This window comes from Candidatus Pelagibacter communis (genome assembly GCF_012932795.1).
Taxonomy (GTDB): domain Bacteria; phylum Pseudomonadota; class Alphaproteobacteria; order Pelagibacterales; family Pelagibacteraceae; genus Pelagibacter; species Pelagibacter ubique_S.
On record NZ_LANA01000002.1, the window covers coordinates 90773 to 108918 of the forward strand.

Consider the following 18146-nt stretch of genomic DNA (forward strand, 5'->3'; position numbering starts at 1 on the left):
AATGGATACAAGAGAAAAAGAAATAGAAAAATTAAAAGATTATAAGTATGGGTTTTCAACTGATATTGAAAACACAAGAGCACCTAAAGGTTTAAATGAAGATGTGATTAAATTTATTTCAAATATTAAAAAGGAACCTAAGTGGATGCTTGATTTTAGATTAAAAGCATTCGAAAGATTCAAACAATTAAAAGAACCTGATTGGCAAAAACCAAAATATCCAAAGATAGATTATCAGAATTTATACTATTATTCAGCACCCAAAAGTATGGATGATAAACCCAAAAGTTTAGACGAATTGGACCCAAAACTTTTAGAAACATATAAAAAACTTGGTATTCCTCTTCAAGAACAAGCAAGGTTAAATGGTATTGCTGTAGATGCTGTATTTGACTCAGTCTCAGTTGCCACAACTTTTAGAGAGGAATTATCTAAGTTAGGAATTATTTTCTGTCCTATATCAGAAGCTATTCAAAATCATCCTGAACTAGTTAAGAAATATTTAGGATCTGTAATTCCTATAACAGATCATTTTTTTGCAACTCTTAATTCTGCTGTTTTTACTGATGGTTCATTTGCCTACATACCAGAAGGAGTAAGATGTCCAATGGAATTATCAACTTACTTCAGAATAAATGCTTCAAATACAGGTCAGTTTGAAAGAACCTTGATTGTTGCAGATAAAGGAAGTTATGTAAGTTACCTAGAAGGTTGTACAGCCCCAATGAGAGATGAAAATCAATTACATGCTGCTAATGTAGAGTTGATAGCACTAGATGATGCTGAAATAAAATATTCGACAGTACAAAATTGGTACCCAGGAGACAAAGATGGAAAAGGTGGAATATATAATTTTGTTACTAAACGTGGTTTATGTAAAGGCAAGAATTCTAAAATTTCATGGACACAAGTAGAAACGGGTTCTGCTATTACCTGGAAATATCCAAGTTGCATTTTAAAAGGAGATAATTCTGTTGGAGAATTTTACTCTATAGCAATTACAAATAATCATCAAAAAGCTGACACAGGTACAAAAATGATCCATTTAGGCAAAAACACTAAGAGTAAAATTATTTCAAAAGGAATAAGCGCAGGATTTTCAGATATGACTTATAGAGGGCTTGTTGATATTTCTTCAAAAGCTTCAAATTCTAACAATTATACCCAATGTGACTCGTTATTAATGGGTAACAAATGTGGAGCACATACGGTTCCGTACATCAAGAATAAAAACTCTGAGTCTAATATTGCTCATGAAGCTACAACTTCAAAAATAAGTGAAGAACAATTACATTATTGCCAGCAAAGAGGCTTAAGCCAAGAAGAAGCAGTTGGGTTAATAGTAAATGGATTCTGCAAAGAAGTACTACAACAATTACCTATGGAATTTGCAGTTGAAGCTCAAAAGCTTGTTGGTATCAGTTTAGAAGGAAGCGTTGGATAATGTTAAAAATAAATAAATTAAACGCAAAAATTGATAATAAAGAGATCTTAAAAGAATTTTCACTTAATATAAATCCTGGAGAGGTTCATGCTATTATGGGCCCAAATGGATCTGGTAAAAGCACATTATCAAATATTTTATCTGGGAAAAAAGGCTATAAAGTCTCAGGAGAAGTTCTTTTTGAAGAAAAAGATTTATTTGAACTTGAAACAGAAGAAAGAGCACACAAAGGTATCTTCTTAGCTTTTCAATATCCGTTGGAGATACCAGGAGTTAATACAAATATATTTTTAAAGACATCGTTAAATGCAGTAAGGAAAGCAAGAGGTGAAAAAGAGCTTGATGCTATAGAATTTTTAAAACTTGTGAAGAAAAAAGCGAAAGAACTTAAATTTGATGAGGAGAAATTAAATCGACAATTAAATGTTGGTTTTTCAGGTGGAGAAAAAAAGAAAAATGAAATTTTACAAATGTCGTTATTAGCTCCAAAATTATCTATTTTAGATGAAACAGATTCAGGATTAGATATCGATGCTTTAAAAATTGTTGCTGACGGGGTGAATACTTTAAGAGACGACAAAAATTCATTTTTAATAATTACACATTATCAAAGGTTACTAGATTACATCAAGCCTGATTATGTCCATGTTTTAATGAATGGAAAAATTGTTAAATCTGGAGGTGCAGACTTAGCCTTAGAATTAGAAAAAAAGGGGTATGAAAATTTTCACTAAATGAAAGAGCAATTACAAAAAGATTTTGACAATACTATTGAAAATTTAAGTTTATCTCAAAAAGATATTGAAATAAAAAAATTTTATTTAGATAATTTTATTAGTAGAGGATTTCCAAACAGAAGAGAAGAAGATTGGAAATTCTCTGATCTTAATCAAATAATAAAAAAAAATATTGGAACCCTAAGTTTTTATAGTGATTACATGTCTACTAACAAAGTTGATACTTCTGTATTCGTAGATGGATTAGAGCATAACAAAATAGTCTTTATAAATGGCAGAATTGAAAAAATTGATTTTGACTATGAAAAAAAGGACCAAATAGAAATAATTGATCAATCAGAAACTATTAATAAATTTAATAATAATAATTCTTTATCTGATTTAAATAATGCCTTTACCAACAAATCTTTTAAAATACTGGTTAAAAGAGGTTATCAATTAGCAAAACCACTTATTATTTATCATACAACTAACTCAAAAATTTGGTCTAAAAATATAAATTTAAGATTAAATTTTGAACTAGATAAAGGTAGTTCTCTGAGACTAATTGATTTATTTAACGAAACTTCTGAAAAAAATTTTTTAAATATTTTTTATAGCTTTGATTTAAAAGAAAATGCAGTTTTAAAAAATTATAAAATAGATAAATTTGAAAATAAAAATATTAAGTATTCTTTTAATAATATTGAGCAAGAAAAAAATAGTATTTCAGAAACATTCATTTTATCTTCAGGATCAAATTTTTGTAAAAATGAAATTAATTGTAATCTAAAAGGAAAATATTCGTCAGCATTTATAAATGGTATCTTTTCACTTTCTAAGGATAGGCATCATGAAATTAGAACAACTATAAATCACTTAACAGAAAATACTAAAAGTTATCAATTAGTAAAAAGTGTTTTGGATGATAGTTCTAAAGCTGTATATCAAGGTAAAATATTTGTTAATTCTGAAGCACAGAAAACAGATGGTTATCAGTTGAGCAAAGCAATTCTGTTAAATGAAGCATCCGAATTTAATGCAAAACCAGAATTAGAAATTTATGCAGATGATGTAAAATGTTCACATGGATCTTCATCAGGTAGTTTAAATGAGGACTCAATATTTTATTTAATGTCTAGGGGATTAAACTATCAGCAATCAAGAGAACTTTTAATCAACGGATTTTTGCTAGATGTAATAGAAAAAATAACAGATTCTGAAATTAAAAATTTGATAAAAAATATGATTGGAGTTAAAGAATGAATATAGATACGATAAAAAAAGAGTTTCCTATTTTTGACGAAAAAATTCAAAATAATGATTTAGTTTATCTTGATAGTGCAAATTCTTCTCAAAAACCAAAAGTTGTAATAGATAGAATTAATGAATTTTATACTAAAGAATTTTCCAATGTAGGGAGAAGTGTTCATTATCTAGCTGTTGCAGCTACCAATTTATATGAAAACACAAGAGCTTCAGTTCAAAAGTTTATTAATGCTAAAGATAAAAATGAAATTGTTTTTACTAAAGGTGCAACAGAAGCACTTAATTTAGTTGCCAATACATTGGGACAAAATTACTTACAAGAAGGTGATGAAGTGCTTATTACAGAACTGGAACATCATTCTAATTACGTACCATGGCATTTTCTAAGAAAATCAAAAAAAATAAAGATTAATTTTGCTGAAATCAATGATGATATTGAGATTACATTGGAGGAGATTGAAAAAAAAATTACTTCTAGGACCAAGATAATTTCAATTACACATTTATCAAATGTTACTGGCGCTATTTTGCCAATTAAAGAAATAACAGAGCTCGCTCATTCAAAAGGAATAGTTGTTGTGGTTGATGGTTGTCAGGGTGCTCCACATTTAAAATTAGATATGCAAGATTTGGACTGTGATTTTTATGCTATTTCCTGTCATAAAATGTATGGTCCAACTGGATTAGGTGTATTATATGGTAAGAAGAAATGGTTAGAGGAATTACCACCGTATCAAGGTGGTGGTGGAATGATCAATGAAGTTAAAAAAGATAGAATTTCTTATGGTAATTTACCAAATAAATTTGAAGCAGGAACTATGGCTACAGCGCAAGTCATTGCATTTGATCAATCTATTAAGTTTTTAGAAAGAATTGGAATAGACAATGTAGTGAAACATGAAGCTGATTTAATTGAATATGGACAGGAACTATTACAAAAAAATAATTCAGTTAAGCTTATTGGAAACCCTAAAAATAAAGGTGGAGTTTTATCTTTTACTATTGAAGGTATTCATCCACATGATGTTGCAACTATCTTAGATGAAGATGGAGTTGCAATAAGAGCAGGTCATCATTGTTGTCAAATTCTGCACGATAAATTAAATATACCAGCAAGCTCAAGAGCATCTGTTGGAGTTTATAATACGAGAAATGATCTAGATAAACTTAATGAAGCAATAAATAATTGTAAAAAAATATTTAACCAAAAATGAATTTAAAAGAATTGTACCAAGAAATAATATTAGAACATGGTAAAAATCCAAGAAATCTTGGTAAGACTGATAATTTTAATAAAGATGCTAAAGGACACAATCCTTTATGTGGTGATAATGTACATGTGTATTTAAAACTTAATGGACAAAAAATAGTAGAAGATATTTCTTTTGAAGGAAGTGGTTGTGCTATCTCAATGGCATCAGCATCAATTATGACAGACTTAATTAAAGGAAAGAATGAACATGAAGCTAAAGAAATTGTGGAAGATTTTCTAGGAATGATAAAAGAAAACCCTAAATTAAATTCAGAAAATTTAAAAGAGGATGAAAAAACTAAATTAATGTGTTTATCTGGAGTAAAGCAATATCCAATGAGAGTAAAATGTGCCACTTTATCATGGCATACTTTAATTTCTGCAATTGACAATACTCAAGAAGAAATTAATAGTGAGAAACTAGATTAAATTATGGATTTAAAAGAAAAAGTAATAGCTGAAATAAGAAAAATTTACGATCCTGAGATACCAGTAAATATTTATGAACTAGGTTTGATTTATGATGTTAAGGTAAAAGATGCTAAAGCTAAAATTATTATGACCCTAACTACACCTAATTGTCCTGTTGCTGAAAGTTTACCTAAAGAAGTTAAAGATAGTGCTATGCAAGTTGAAGGTATAAAGGAGGTTGATCTTGATTTAGTCTTTGAACCACCTTGGGAAAAATCTATGATGTCAGAAGCTGCTAAGTTGGAGTTAAATTTATAATGAGTCCTATAATTAAATTAAGTGATAATGCCGCAAGCCGTATTAAAGAAATTATGTCTGGAGTTGAGTCAAACTCAATAGGTGTTAGAGTTGCAGTTAAGTCTGGTGGTTGTGCGGGTATGTCTTATGTTATGGAGTATGCTAAAGAAGTTAATCCAACAGATGAGATAATTGAAGATAAAGGTGTTAAGGTTTTCGTAGATGCGGCGGCTGTAATGTATCTTTTAGGAACAGAGATGGACTATAAAAAAGAGGATTTTTCTTCCTCATTTGTTTTTAACAATCCCAATGAATCTGAACGTTGTGGTTGTGGTGAGTCCTTTAAAGTATAGTATAACAAATACGCATATCAGCATTGCAAATTTCACATATCTAGTGTAATATTTAAGTATGAATAAATTTGAATTTAAAAATCTTGTTAAATCATTGGAAAAATCTTTGAAAGAAAGAACATTCTTCAAGACCCTTAGAACAGAGGTGAACACTGGTGCAAATGGCACACAGGACTACGTTGTTAAAAAAGGGATTAACAAAGATAAAATTGCAACAACCAGACAATAGTTATTTTAACTACTGTAATACATTTCAAACTCAACTGGATGAGGGGCATGTTCAAATTTATGGATTTCTTCAAACTTTAATGCAATATAAGCATCAATTTGATCATCAGTAAATACACTACCTTCAGTTAAAAATTCTCTATCTTTATCTAAACTTTCCATAGCTTCTCTCAAAGAACCACAAACAGTTGGAATATCCTTAACCTCTTCTGGAGGTAGATCATAAAGATCTTTATCAAAAGATTCTCCTGGGTGTATTTTATTTTTAATTCCATCTAAACCGGCCATAAGCATAGCAGCAAAAGTAAGATAAGGATTTCCAGAAGCATCAGGAAATCTAATTTCGCATCTTGCACCATTTTTACTTAACGAAATTGGTATACGGCAAGAAGCAGATCTATTTCTTGCAGAGTAAGCAAGCAATACTGGTGCCTCAAAACCAGGAATTAATCTTTTATAACTATTTGTTGTTGCGTTTGAAAAAGCATTAATTGCTTTTGCATGTTTTAAAATACCACCGATATAATGTAATGCCGTCTCAGAAAGACCTGCGTATTTATCACCAGAAAAAACTGGTGTTTTACCCTTCCAAATAGATTGATGAATATGCATTCCAGAGCCATTGTCTCCTGCGATTGGTTTAGGCATAAATGTTGCAGTTTTACCAAAAGAATGAGTAACCATTTGTACTACATATTTATATAACTGAACATTATCAGCTTGATCTACGAGTGTTCCAAAATACATACCAAGTTCATGCTGACTTGGTGCTACTTCGTGATGATGTTTTTCAACTTTAATCCCAACTTCTTTTAAACTTTTTAAATATTCACCTCTCATATCTTGTTCACTGTCAACTGGAGGGACTGGGAAATATCCACCTTTTACTGGAGGTCTATGGCCCATATTTCCGTTAGCATATTCGGTTCCTGAATTGTAAGGACCTTCTTTGCTATCTATTTTAAAACCAGTATTATTGGGGTCATTATTAATTCTAACATCATCAAAAACAAAAAATTCTGGTTCAGGACCAAAAAACGCTTTATCACCAACTCCTGATTTTTTTAAATATTCTTCTGCTTTTTTTGCAGTTCCTCTAGGATCTCTATCGTATGGTGATTTCTTTACAGCATCTAAAATATCACAAAAAAGAATTAATGTATTATGAGAAGTAAAAGGATCCATAATAAGTCTTGAAGTGTCTGGCTTTAAAATCATATCAGATTCGTTAATAGCCTTCCAACCAGCAATAGATGAACCATCAAAAAACACACCTTCATTTAGCATTTCTTCATCAACAATAGTATGATCCATGGTTAAGTGTTGAAGTTTACCTCTAGGATCTGTGAATCTTAAATCAACAAATTCAACCTCTTTTTCCTTCATGAATTTTAAAACATTAGCAGCAGTCATAGTTTCTCCCCTTTATAAATTTTGTACCAAAATATTAGCAAATTTTTTTCTAATAATATTGCTTGATTAATAAATATCACCTATGCATTTTTTACATATGAATTACAACATTATTTGCTAGATTAGCAATCAATTGTTAGTTGAAATATGAGCTTATTAGATAAAGAACCAGTTAAAAGAGCAGAAAAATTTCTTAAGGATTTTGACCAATCCTTAGAAGTTATTGTTTTAGAAAATTCAGCAAGGACTGCACAAGATGCAGCAATGGCGTTAAGTTGTGATGTTGGTGCTATTGTGAAAAGTCTACTTTTTAAGACAGAGGATAGTTTTATATTGTGTTTAATAGCAGGAGATAAGAGGTGTTCATTAAATAAACTAAAAAAAATAAAAAATACAAAAGATATCTCAATGGCATCTCCAGAAGAGGTTAAAACCCAAACTGGATATACAATAGGGGGTGTTTCACCGATTGGTCATTTAAAAAAAATTGAAATTGTTATAGATGACTCTATAGAAAGATTTAATGAGTTGTTTGCAGCAGCTGGACATCCAAACTGTGTTTTTAAGATTAATTTTGAAGATATTCAAAAAATTACAAATGGGAAAGTTGAAGATATAATTGAATGAGACAGCCTAAATTAATTGATTATACTTTATTAGTAATTTTAGCTTTAATATGGTCATCAGCTTTTTTTAATATAAAAATTGCAACAGAATCCTTTGGTCCTATCACAATTGCTTTTTTAAGAGTTTTTTTTGGATCAATTCCAGTACTACTACTATGTTTTTATAAAAAGATTAAAATTGAAGCTTTTTCAAAAGATTGGTATTGGTTTGCTATAATCGGATTTGTAAATTTGGTATTGCCATTTTTCTTGATTGCCTATGGCGTAAAGTCAGTACAAAGTAATTTAGCAGCGATATTAATGTCAACTACACCATTGAGCTCAACTGTATTAGGACATTTTTTTACTAGAAATGAAAAATTTGATTTTATTAAAACATTTGGAATATTAATTGGTTTTTCAGGTATTGTTTATTTATTTTCAGATAACTTTTTGATTAATGATAATAATTTTTTCTCCGCGTTAATGATTTTACTTGGATCAACCTGCTATGTAGTGGGGGGAGTTCTAACTCTTAAAATCAGTAATAAAAAAAATGAAAATGTAACTGGATCAATATTAATCTGGGCTTTAATAATTTTGATACCATTTGTTTCTTTTATAGAAAAACCTTGGGAAACCACACCTTCAATGGAGTCAAGTATTTCTGTGGTTTACCTTGGTTTAGTATCAACAGGTTTAGCATGGCTTCTAAGATTTAAAATTTTAAAGAACAATGGACTAATATTTCAGTCTCAAGTTTCTTACTTAATACCTCTTTTTGGAATTATTTTAAGTTATATATTTTTAGACGAATTAATTACTGATAAGGTTCTAACTTCATTGTTAGCAGTTCTAGTTGGACTTTATTTTGTAAAAAAAGCAGGTAATAAAAAAACTACTTTTTAAAAATAATTTTAACATTAAATGAAAAAGATCTTCTTTCTCCATTAATATTAAAAGGATAGGCAGTATGCATCAAATAGTTTGGGAACAGTAAAAGGTCCCCAACTTTCGGGTTTAAGTTATAAATACTTTTACTTAAAAAACCTCTTTGACCATTTATAAAATCAATTGTTCCATTTGTTTTAATCTTCTTATTTTTAACTATTTGATTTTGATTCATATTTTTTGGTATTTTAAGATAACCAACACCTGATAACTGGCCATCATGATAGTGAATTGGATTATATTCATTTTTAAGTTGTCTAACTACCCAGAGGTTTATTATCTTAATTTCTTCAATATTATGAATTTCTGAGTCTTTTAAATAAGTTTTTATATTTATTATTAGTTCTTTAGATAGTTTTTTTTTAACAAAAGAATTAGATATTTTTATTTCATTTTTAATTTGACTAGCAAGTTTTGAGCTATAGTCATTATTTTTAGTCAAGATGGACCTTTCTATCTGCGAATTTATGGTAGTAATAAATTTTCTTGATAATTTACCCTTTCCTAAAGTGGGACCAAATGCTCTTAAAGTTTTCATAATTTCCTATTTTAAGAGTGAGTATTAGACACATTTATATTAAGCACAAGATGTAGGTTTTTTTCAATCTTGAGTAGAAAATTAATAATATAATTTATGGATCTTAAAGTTAATCTTTGTTTAATTATTACATGGCTATTAAAAAGAAAAAAACAGCCAAGAAATCTAAACGTAAAGTCAAAAAAAAAATAAAGAAAAACTTGGCTAAACGATTACCTAAAAAAAATAAAAATCTTAAAAAAGTCAAAAAGAAAAAAGGTGTGACTAAAAAGAAGTTACTTAAACCAATTAAAAAAAATAAGCTAAGAAACAATAATAAGATAGAGAGGATAAAAATGAGCACAGAAACAGTAAAAAGTGGACGATCTCCATTACTAGATACATCTCACTTAAAAGTCAAATTCCCATTTAAAGAACAATATGGAAATTTTATAGGGGGTAAATTCGTTAAGCCAAAATCAGGAAAGTATTTTGATAACGTAAGCCCAATTAACAATGAAGTTATATGTTCTGTTCCAAGATCAGATGCAAAAGATGTTGATGCTGCATTAGATGCTGCACATGCTGCTTTTCCTACTTGGGGAGTTACATCAATAACTGAAAGATCTAACATGCTACTTAAAATAGCTGATGTTATTGAAAAAAATTTAGAACTATTAGCTACTGCTGAATGTTTAGATAACGGAAAACCTATCAGAGAATGTATGGCAGCCGACTTACCGTTAGTTGTTGATCATTGGAGATATTTTGCTGGAGTAATCAGAGCAGAAGAAGGTTCTGTTTCAGAGATAAGTAATAGCGAATATTCTTATCATATACCTGAACCACTTGGTGTAGTTGGACAGATTATACCATGGAACTTTCCATTATTAATGGCAACATGGAAACTTGCACCAGCACTTGCTGCAGGTAACTGTGTAGTTTTAAAACCAGCTGAGCAAACACCAGCATCAATCTTACTATTAATGGAGCTTATTGGAGACTTATTACCCCCAGGAGTTGTTAATGTTGTAAGTGGTTTTGGTCTTGAAGCAGGTAAACCATTAGCTTCATCTAAAAGAATCAGAAAGATTGCTTTTACTGGTGAAACAACTACTGGACGTTTGATCATGCAATATGCATCACAAAACTTAATTCCAATAACTTTAGAATTAGGTGGAAAATCTCCAAATGTTTTCTTTGAGGATGTCATGGATCAAGATGATGATTTCTTTGATAAATGTCTTGAAGGTTTTGCGATGTTTACTCTTAATCAGGGTGAAGTTTGTACTTGTCCTAGTAGAGTATTAATCCAAGAATCTATTTATGATAAATTCATGGAAAGAGCTATTGCTAGAACGAAAGCAGTTAAACAAGATAATCCTTTAAAAATGGAAACTATGATTGGTGCTCAAGTATCATTAGAACAAATGGAAAAAATAAAATCTTACTTAGATTTAGGTAAGAAAGAAGGTGCCAAAGTTCTATGTGGTGGTGAAGTTGCTAACTTAAATAGTGGTTTGGAAAAAGGAAACTACATTCAACCTACTATTTTTGAAGGTAATAACTCTATGAGAGTTTTCCAAGAAGAAATTTTTGGACCAGTAGTATCTGTTACTAAATTTAAAGATGAAGCTCATGCATTAGAAATTGCTAATGACACTCTTTATGGTTTAGGAGCAGGTGTTTGGACTAGAAACGGTAATGTTGCTTATAGAATGGGAAGAGGAATCCAAGCAGGTAGAGTTTGGACTAACTGTTACCATGCTTACCCAGCTCATGCTGCTTTTGGAGGTTACAAACAATCTGGAATTGGTAGAGAAACACATAAAATGATGCTTAATCATTATAGACAGGTGAAAAACTTACACGTGTCATACAGTGAGAAAAAATTAGGCTTCTTTTAACAGATATATTATAGTGGCCTGTATTAAATTACAGGCCATATAACTATGAAAGTTTCAGCAACACCCTCAGCTTTAGAGCTAATTGAAGATCTAAAAAAGGATCATGGTAAAGAATTACTCTTTCACCAATCAGGTGGATGTTGTGATGGTAGTGCTCCAATGTGCTACCCAGTTAAAGAATTTCTTGTAAGTGAAGATGATGTGTTAGTTGGAAAAATTGGTGGTATTCCTTTTTATATAAGCGAAACCCAACATGAAGCATGGAAAAATACAGATTTAATTATTGATTGTATTCAAGGTATGGGTGGAATGTTTTCACTCGATAATGGAACTGGAAGAAGATTTTTAACAAGATCAGAGATTTGTGTGCCAGAAAAAAATTCAATTAATTAATTGAATTTCATTTTTACTCTTAGCATAAGTAAAATTACTATAATTATAAGATAAATTAAGGGTTCAACTGTAACTACTTTAACTAACCACAAATAGTGAATAATTCCTAATAAAGAAATTATATAAATAAGTTTGTGTAGTTTTTTCCACTTATCTCTTAGCAATCTTATCATTCGTTTAGACGAAGTAAGAGCGAGTGGCACTAATAAAAGCCAAGCTAAAAATCCAGCAAATATAAATTTTTTTTTTACAATATCATCACTAATACTGGACCAATCAAAGCGATAATCTATTCCTACATAAGTCATCATATGTGATGATGCATAAAAAAATACAAACAAGCCAAACATTCTTCTATAGCTAATCCAGAAATTTAATTTAGTAAACTTTTGTAAAGGAGTCATTGCAAGTGTAATTATAATAAAACGAAGTGTCCAATTACCAGTTACATGTGTAATTTCTTTTACAGGCTCAGGACCTAACTGATTAAAGATAATTTGATAAAAAATAATTAATATTGGTAGTAAAGATAAAAAGAAAATTGGTATTTTTATATATTTCTGCATATTTTATAAAAAAATTTTATGTATTTAAAAGTTTTTCTTTAAATCCATATCTGAGTATAAATTTGCAACTTCATCACCATACCCATTAAACATTTCTGTTTCAATTCTGGGAGAAAAAATACCTTCACCTATGACACGTTCTGTTGCTTGTGACCATCTAGGATGTGAAACGTTAGGATTAACATTTGAATAAAACCCATATTCTCTTGGGGATGACCTCATCCAAGATGATGTGGGCATATTTTCAACTAATTTTATTTTAACAATTGCTTTTGCGCTTTTAAAACCATATTTCCAAGGAACAAAAATTCTTAATGGAGCTCCATTTTGATTAGGTAATGCTTTTCCATAAAGCCCGGTAACAACTGTTGTTATAGGATGCATAGCTTCATCAATTCTTAATCCTTCTCTGTAGGGCCAGTTTAATACTGGATACTTTTGACCTTTCATTTGCAAAGGGTCGTAAATACTTTCAAATTCAACAAATTTTGCACTATTTTTAACAGATACTTTATTAAGTAATTTACTTAAAGAAAATCCCATCCAAGGAATTACCATAGACCATCCTTCAACGCATCTAAGTTTGTAAACTCTTTCTTCAGAAGGAAATAAAGAAATTATTTCTTCAGCTGAAAGTGTTATTGGATTATCTACTTCACCTTCAATAGTGACACTCCACGGTTTAGTAACAAATTCTTGTGAATTTTTGAAGGGGTCACCTTTCCCAGTTCCAAACTCATAATAGTTGTTATAAGTTGTTATATCCTCATATGACGTTAGTTCATTTTTATTTTGTGAATAGCCTTTGTTTAAAAACGGTATGGTGCTTAAGGACAATGAGCTCATACCTAGGCCAATAGATTTAATAAATTTTCTTCTTTTTTTATATATTTTTTCAGGTGTTATCTCTGATTGTTTATATTTTTTCATAAAGTTAAATTAACTTAAAACCCATTCTAATAGCTACAAATAATACAAGGCCAGAGGTTATTAATGCTAATAATCTAGTTGGAAATATCTTTAAATTTAAATAGTTGCCTATTTGTCCACCAATTAAAACTGCCATTAATAAATAGAAATAACCATACATGTCACTGAAGTTTAAATTTTTAGTTAATTGACCAATAATTCCAAATACAGAGTTTATTAATATAAATAAAGATGCTGAAGTAACTATATGTTTTGGTTTAGCAACTTTAAGTAAAAATAGAATGGGACTTAAAAAAATACCCCCACCAATACCAACAATTCCTGAGATAAATCCTAAGATACCTCCAATAATGATAGACATAAAATATGAGATATTTTTATAACTCTCTTTTTGGTCATCATAGGATTTAAAATTAAATAATAATAAGCATCCAGCTACTGACAAAACGAAAAATAATAAAATTTCAAAAATTTTTTTATCAACTGGAAGAGAACCACCTATAAATGCTAATGGAATAGATCCAATTAGATAAGGCATTAGTAGTTTAAAATTAAGATTACCAGCTCGAATGTAATTAAAGCAGTTTCCTGAGACAACTATTATATTGCATGTCAAAGCTATTATTGGAAAAATAGTATATGGAACCCCCCAAATTAATAGGAGTGCCAGATAAGTAGAGCCACCACCAAAACCAACACTAGAGTATAAAATTGCAGTGATAAAAAATAAGATTGATAATATGCTCATGGTTAACTATTCTTATAAAAATATATGAAAGTCAATATAGCTATTTTAACAGTAACTGACACTAGAACTTTTGAAAATGATAAGTCAGGTGCAATTTTAGTAAAAAAAATTGAAGAAGCATCTCACAATCTAGTAGATAGAAAAATTTGCAAAGATGAAAAAGAAGATATAAGAAAAATTTTACAAGTGTGGATAAATAAAAAAGATATCGATGTAATTATTACCACAGGTGGCACAGGTCTTACTGGAAGAGATATTACCCCTGAAGCAGTCAATGAAATAGCAGACAAACACATACCAGGATTTGGTGAAGTTTTTAGAACTATAAGCTTAAAAACTGTTGGCACTTCAGCAATTCAGTCTAGAGCCTGTGCGGTATTAGCAAATGGCAAATACGTTTTTGCATTACCAGGATCTTCAGGAGGAGTTACAGATGCATGGGAAGGAATATTAAAACATCAGTTAGATATTAATCACAAACCTTGTAATTTTGTTGAATTATTTCCAAGACTAAAAGAGAAATAATTATTTCTGATATTTTTCTTTCCATTCAGGGTAAGGCATTCCATATACATGCTCTCTTGCATCAAGATCAGAAATTACAATACCTTTTTTGTCAGCTTCTTCCTTATACCATTTAGATAAACAGTTTCTGCAAAATCCAGAAAGATTCATCAAATCTATATTTTGAACATCTTTTCTTTCTCTTAAGTGACTTAATAATCTTTCAAATGTTAAAGATTGTAACTCTTGGTTTAATTTATTATCCATATTTTTATCTTTATTTATTCAACTCACAATTTAAAAAAATAATTTAGTTGCGAATTTTAAGTTGTTAATTTATCTATCTTATAAAATATCAATCAATATATGTGTAGAAAAGAAAAAAATGAATATGAAAAATATATTAAAAAAAACACTTATTTTAATTTTTTTAAGTAGTTTTAATTCTGCATTTGCAGCAGATGTAACTATAGAAATGTTAAATAAATCAGGAAAAGAGATAATGGTATTTTCTAACAAAATAGTTAGAGTTGATGTTGGAGACACTGTATTTTGGAAAGCTGCTAGTAAAGGTCATAATGTTGAGTTTATTAAAGGAGGAACACCAGAGGGTGTCACAAAATTCAAATCAAAAATGAATAAGGATACACAGTTTAAATTTGAAAAACCTGGCATATATGCTTATTGGTGTACACCACATAAAATGATGGGAATGATAGGGTTTGTAGTAGTAGGAAATGACAAGTCAAACCTTGAAATAATAAAATCCATTAAATTTGTTGGTAAATCAAAAAAATTAGCAGCAGAATTATTTGATCAGTTATAAGTAAAAGAATTTTTTGCCAGTAGAAATACTGGCAGAAATTTATTATTTAGTTTGAATTGGATTACCTTCTAACCATTCACTATCTTCATTTTCGTAATGTTCTTTTTTCCAGATAGGGGTTTTCTTTTTAATCTCTTCAATAAAGAATCTAGATAATTCGTATGCCTGATTTCTATGCTTGCAAGCAACAGCAATAAGAATACTTATATCTCCCAGTTGAATTTTACCTTTTATGTGTTCTATGAAAACTGCAGTATTATCAAATTTAAATTTTTTTAAAGAATCTTTATATATTTCTTCAAAGCTTTTAATTACCAAAGCGTCGTGACTATCATAAGTCATGCCAATTACTTTTTTATCATTATTTAAATCTCGTACAGTTCCAACAAAATATATTGAAGCACCACACTTACTAGATGCAATAAATTTTTCAGCTTTTGAAAGTTCAATTTTTTCTTTTGTTATATCTATGACTTTTGCATGAAACATTATCCACCACCTATCGGGGGTATAATTCCAATTTTTTGATCTCTTGAAATTTTATAACTATCATTGATAATATTATTATCTTCTGAGCAAAAAGCTGAGCTTTTTACAATTTTTTTAAAACTTTCATTTCCTTTAAAGTTTTTTTCTAAATAATTAATGATTTCTATTCTAAAATCTTTGATTTCTATTTGATCTTTAATATTAAATTCCAAATGATCTCTATCACTAAAATCTCTACAGGCACCAAAAAGTTCAAGTTTTATTTTCATTTTTTAAGTTTTGAAGAAAATTTTAGATCCTCATAATTAAAATCATTCTTATTTTTTTCAATGAAATTATTCATTATCATTATTTTTTCATTCTCAAATTCGGTCACTTTCCTTGTTTCTAAATTAACATATAACGAAAGCCACTCAATAGAGGCTGAAACTTTTTTTGTTTTTTTTTCAATTATTTCAAGTTTTAAATGCAATCTTTTTTTATCATGATCAAAAAAAGTTAGCATTGTATCTACTTCATTTCCTTCTTTTACTTCACTAATATATTTAGTATTAGTTTCAACAACCATTGTACTTCTTTTCTCTGTTTTAGCTGATTCAGCACCCATTTTGAATTTTTCAAGTAATACTTCGCACGCTTGATCGAAAATTAAAATATAATAGGCCATATTAAGGTGGTTATTATAATCAACCCATTCCTTAATTATTTTTTCTGATTTTAAATAAACAGACACGATTTTATCTAAAAGATACCTTTTAAAAAATCTGGTAATCCATCAGGGTTTGTCCATAGACCACTTTTTCCACCTTCTTTAATTAGCAGTTTAATACCATCAATTCGCAGGTGTTGATTTACAATTTTACTAAGATCATAAATTGTAATTAAAGCTGCATTAACTCCCATAATAGCCTCCATCTCTACACCCGTTTTAGAAAAAGCTGAGACAATACAAAAAACTTCTAAAGAACTATCGTCTTCATGCATAATAATTTTTGTAGCAGTATGATCTATTGGAAGTGGGTGACACAAAGGGATTAGTTCACTTGTTTTTTTTACACCTAATACAGCTGATATTTCAGCCAAAGTAATAGGATCACCTTTAGGCATTTCTTTATTCTTAATTAGATCAAAAACTTCTTTTCCAACATAAATTTTTCCAGATGCTAAAGCTCTTCTAAAAGTTTCTTTTTTGGAAGAAACATCAATCATATTAAAAGAATTTTTTTTAAAAATTTCTTTAGCCCAATCTTTTAATTGATCTTTATTTATAGCTTTTAAAGTTGTCATTATCCTCCAGTGCTTGAAAGATTTGGAGTAATTCCAGTATCTCCAAGTTCTAAGTGGTGTGACGCTTTTTTAAGGTGTAATTGTGAGATGATCAGGTCAACCAATTCATCTTTTTGATTGTCTCTTTGTAAGAGATGTCTAATTTTTGTTCCGGTATTTCCAAATAAACATAATCTTAAATCACCTCTAGCAGTAATTCTTAATCTATTACAGGATTTACAAAAATCTTTTGAGTAAGGTGCTATTAATCCAAACTTACCTTTAAACTCTGGATGTATATAATTTAAAGCTGGACCAGCATCTTTTCCATGAGTTTGATAAATCCAATTATTTTTTTCTAAATAATCTTTAAATATTTTTGCAGGAACATGATTTTTTTTGAAATATTCTTTACTATCTCCAGTTTCCATTAATTCTATAAATCTAAAGTCAATTTTATTTTCTTTTATAAAGTTTGCAAAAGTTTCAAAATCTTTTTCAGTATCATTTATATCTTTGAGTAAAACAGCATTGACTTTTATGCTTTTAAAATCCAAATCTTGTAAAATTTTTATACCAGCTAAAATTTCTGAAAGCCTATCGTGTCCAGTAAGATTTTTAAAAGTTTCTCTATTTAAACTATCTATGCTTATATTGATACCATCTAACCCTGCATCATATAATTGTTTAGCAATCTTATCTAATCGATAGCCGTTTGTAGTCATTGTAATTTTTGGAATATTTGAATTCTGCTTCATATTTTTAAGAATATCAAAAAAATCTTTTCTAACAGTTGGCTCACCACCAGTTAATCTTATTTTACACACACCTAATTCTGACAATGCTTTTGCTAATCTTGATATTTCTTTAGCACTCATGAAGCTACTCATATCTCCAGGTGTTTTTTTATATCCTTGAGGCAAACAATATGTACATCTAAAATTACACACATCCGTAATTGAAAGCCTTATATAAGGAAATTTTCTTCCAAATGTATCTTGCAATTCCTTCATAATATTTTTTAACACAATAAAAATCTAATAAGAATGATTATTTTAGGC

Annotated in this window: 25 protein-coding genes; 14 read left to right on the top strand and 11 right to left on the bottom strand. The window is 29.3% G+C overall.

The window, feature by feature from the left end; genetic code table 11:
• Window position 1 precedes the first annotated feature (1 nt).
• The 8 genes from sufB to VP91_RS04490 are packed head-to-tail and all read left to right on the top strand — an operon-like array spanning window position 2 to window position 5971.
• The gene (gene sufB / locus VP91_RS04455; RefSeq protein ID WP_169036255.1) at window positions 2-1444 is read left to right on the top strand and encodes a Fe-S cluster assembly protein SufB; all 1443 of its coding nucleotides are present in this window, start codon (window positions 2-4) and stop codon (window positions 1442-1444) included.
• The gene (gene sufC, locus VP91_RS04460; RefSeq protein WP_169036256.1) at window positions 1444-2178 is read left to right on the top strand and encodes a Fe-S cluster assembly ATPase SufC; all 735 of its coding nucleotides are present in this window, start codon (window positions 1444-1446) and stop codon (window positions 2176-2178) included. The genes sufB and sufC overlap by 1 nt, the downstream gene beginning before the upstream one ends.
• Complete coding sequence (gene sufD, locus VP91_RS04465) at window positions 2179-3426, top strand: Fe-S cluster assembly protein SufD (protein ID WP_169036257.1); 1248 nt, start codon at window positions 2179-2181, stop codon at window positions 3424-3426.
• On the top strand, window positions 3423-4643 hold the full coding sequence (locus VP91_RS04470) for an aminotransferase class V-fold PLP-dependent enzyme (RefSeq protein WP_169036258.1): 1221 nt from the start codon (window positions 3423-3425) through the stop codon (window positions 4641-4643). The genes sufD and VP91_RS04470 overlap by 4 nt, the downstream gene beginning before the upstream one ends.
• Entirely contained in the window at window positions 4640-5110 is a 471-nt protein-coding gene (sufU, locus tag VP91_RS04475; RefSeq protein ID WP_169036259.1) for a Fe-S cluster assembly sulfur transfer protein SufU, read from the top strand. Before VP91_RS04470 ends, sufU begins: the two co-directional genes overlap by 4 nt.
• A gap of 3 nt (window positions 5111-5113) precedes the next feature.
• A complete protein-coding gene (locus VP91_RS04480; protein ID WP_169036260.1) occupies window positions 5114-5410 on the top strand; it encodes an iron-sulfur cluster assembly protein in 297 nt (98 codons plus the stop codon).
• The gene (locus VP91_RS04485; protein ID WP_169036261.1) at window positions 5410-5742 is read left to right on the top strand and encodes a HesB/IscA family protein; all 333 of its coding nucleotides are present in this window, start codon (window positions 5410-5412) and stop codon (window positions 5740-5742) included. The genes VP91_RS04480 and VP91_RS04485 overlap by 1 nt, the downstream gene beginning before the upstream one ends.
• Window positions 5743-5800: 58 nt before the next feature.
• On the top strand, window positions 5801-5971 hold the full coding sequence (locus VP91_RS04490; RefSeq protein ID WP_169036262.1) for a hypothetical protein: 171 nt from the start codon (window positions 5801-5803) through the stop codon (window positions 5969-5971).
• A gap of 5 nt (window positions 5972-5976) precedes the next feature.
• On the opposite strand, the gene glnA is transcribed toward VP91_RS04490, so the two are convergent.
• Window positions 5977-7383 carry a type I glutamate--ammonia ligase gene (gene glnA, locus VP91_RS04495; protein ID WP_169036263.1) on the bottom strand — a complete coding sequence of 469 codons (1407 nt, stop codon included), beginning with the start codon at window positions 7381-7383 and terminating at the stop codon, window positions 5977-5979.
• Between the two features lie 147 nt (window positions 7384-7530).
• Between glnA and VP91_RS04500 the strand changes: the two genes are divergently transcribed.
• Both VP91_RS04500 and VP91_RS04505 read left to right on the top strand, forming a co-directional pair.
• On the top strand, window positions 7531-8010 hold the full coding sequence (locus VP91_RS04500) for a YbaK/EbsC family protein (protein ID WP_169036264.1): 480 nt from the start codon (window positions 7531-7533) through the stop codon (window positions 8008-8010).
• On the top strand, window positions 8007-8897 hold the full coding sequence (locus tag VP91_RS04505; protein WP_169036265.1) for a DMT family transporter: 891 nt from the start codon (window positions 8007-8009) through the stop codon (window positions 8895-8897). The genes VP91_RS04500 and VP91_RS04505 overlap by 4 nt, the downstream gene beginning before the upstream one ends.
• Here the strand turns inward: VP91_RS04505 and VP91_RS04510 are convergent.
• On the bottom strand, window positions 8887-9477 hold the full coding sequence (locus VP91_RS04510; protein ID WP_169036266.1) for a 2OG-Fe(II) oxygenase family protein: 591 nt from the start codon (window positions 9475-9477) through the stop codon (window positions 8887-8889). The two genes, VP91_RS04505 and VP91_RS04510, sit on opposite strands and share 11 nt — an antisense overlap.
• A gap of 335 nt (window positions 9478-9812) precedes the next feature.
• On the opposite strand from VP91_RS04510, the gene adh reads away from it, so the two are divergent.
• Window positions 9813-11363 carry an aldehyde dehydrogenase gene (gene adh / locus VP91_RS04515; protein ID WP_425305183.1) on the top strand — a complete coding sequence of 517 codons (1551 nt, stop codon included), beginning with the start codon at window positions 9813-9815 and terminating at the stop codon, window positions 11361-11363.
• Between the two features lie 45 nt (window positions 11364-11408).
• Entirely contained in the window at window positions 11409-11756 is a 348-nt protein-coding gene (locus VP91_RS04520; protein WP_169036268.1) for a DUF779 domain-containing protein, read from the top strand.
• Here the strand turns inward: VP91_RS04520 and VP91_RS04525 are convergent.
• From VP91_RS04525 to VP91_RS04535, 3 genes are read right to left on the bottom strand one after another with little or no spacing between them, the layout of a single operon-like run.
• On the bottom strand, window positions 11753-12322 hold the full coding sequence (locus tag VP91_RS04525; RefSeq protein WP_169036269.1) for a sulfite oxidase heme-binding subunit YedZ: 570 nt from the start codon (window positions 12320-12322) through the stop codon (window positions 11753-11755). The genes VP91_RS04520 and VP91_RS04525 overlap by 4 nt on opposite strands.
• A 24-nt stretch (window positions 12323-12346) precedes the next feature.
• A complete protein-coding gene (msrP, locus tag VP91_RS04530) occupies window positions 12347-13252 on the bottom strand; it encodes a protein-methionine-sulfoxide reductase catalytic subunit MsrP (RefSeq protein ID WP_169036270.1) in 906 nt (301 codons plus the stop codon).
• A gap of 4 nt (window positions 13253-13256) precedes the next feature.
• A complete protein-coding gene (locus VP91_RS04535) occupies window positions 13257-14000 on the bottom strand; it encodes a sulfite exporter TauE/SafE family protein (RefSeq protein ID WP_169036271.1) in 744 nt (247 codons plus the stop codon).
• A 24-nt stretch (window positions 14001-14024) separates the two neighbouring features.
• Here VP91_RS04535 and moaB point away from each other — a divergent pair, with 24 nt between their 5' ends.
• Window positions 14025-14525: a molybdenum cofactor biosynthesis protein B gene (moaB, locus tag VP91_RS04540; protein ID WP_169036272.1), complete on the top strand. Its 501-nt coding sequence runs from the start codon at window positions 14025-14027 to the stop codon at window positions 14523-14525.
• Here the strand turns inward: moaB and VP91_RS04545 are convergent, their stop codons facing one another.
• A complete protein-coding gene (locus tag VP91_RS04545) occupies window positions 14526-14771 on the bottom strand; it encodes a DUF1244 domain-containing protein (RefSeq protein ID WP_169036273.1) in 246 nt (81 codons plus the stop codon). It abuts the gene before it with no gap.
• 124 nt (window positions 14772-14895) lie between these two features.
• On the opposite strand from VP91_RS04545, the gene VP91_RS04550 reads away from it, so the two are divergent.
• Window positions 14896-15330, top strand: a complete 435-nt coding sequence (locus tag VP91_RS04550; protein WP_169036274.1) for a pseudoazurin — start codon at window positions 14896-14898, stop codon at window positions 15328-15330.
• Window positions 15331-15372: 42 nt separating this feature from the next.
• On the opposite strand, the gene VP91_RS04555 is transcribed toward VP91_RS04550, so the two are convergent.
• From VP91_RS04555 to moaA, 5 genes are read right to left on the bottom strand one after another with little or no spacing between them, the layout of a single operon-like run.
• On the bottom strand, window positions 15373-15819 hold the full coding sequence (locus VP91_RS04555; RefSeq protein ID WP_169036275.1) for a molybdopterin synthase catalytic subunit: 447 nt from the start codon (window positions 15817-15819) through the stop codon (window positions 15373-15375).
• Window positions 15819-16088 (bottom strand): molybdopterin biosynthesis protein MoeD, encoded by a 270-nt coding sequence (locus VP91_RS04560; protein WP_169036276.1) that lies wholly within the window; start codon window positions 16086-16088, stop codon window positions 15819-15821. The genes VP91_RS04555 and VP91_RS04560 overlap by 1 nt, the downstream gene beginning before the upstream one ends.
• Window positions 16085-16552 carry a thioesterase family protein gene (locus tag VP91_RS04565; protein WP_169036277.1) on the bottom strand — a complete coding sequence of 156 codons (468 nt, stop codon included), beginning with the start codon at window positions 16550-16552 and terminating at the stop codon, window positions 16085-16087. Before VP91_RS04565 ends, VP91_RS04560 begins: the two co-directional genes overlap by 4 nt.
• An 8-nt stretch (window positions 16553-16560) precedes the next feature.
• Entirely contained in the window at window positions 16561-17106 is a 546-nt protein-coding gene (gene moaC / locus VP91_RS04570; protein WP_169036278.1) for a cyclic pyranopterin monophosphate synthase MoaC, read from the bottom strand.
• The gene (gene moaA, locus VP91_RS04575) at window positions 17106-18098 is read right to left on the bottom strand and encodes a GTP 3',8-cyclase MoaA (protein ID WP_169036279.1); all 993 of its coding nucleotides are present in this window, start codon (window positions 18096-18098) and stop codon (window positions 17106-17108) included. The genes moaC and moaA overlap by 1 nt, the downstream gene beginning before the upstream one ends.
• Window positions 18099-18146 lie beyond the last annotated feature (48 nt).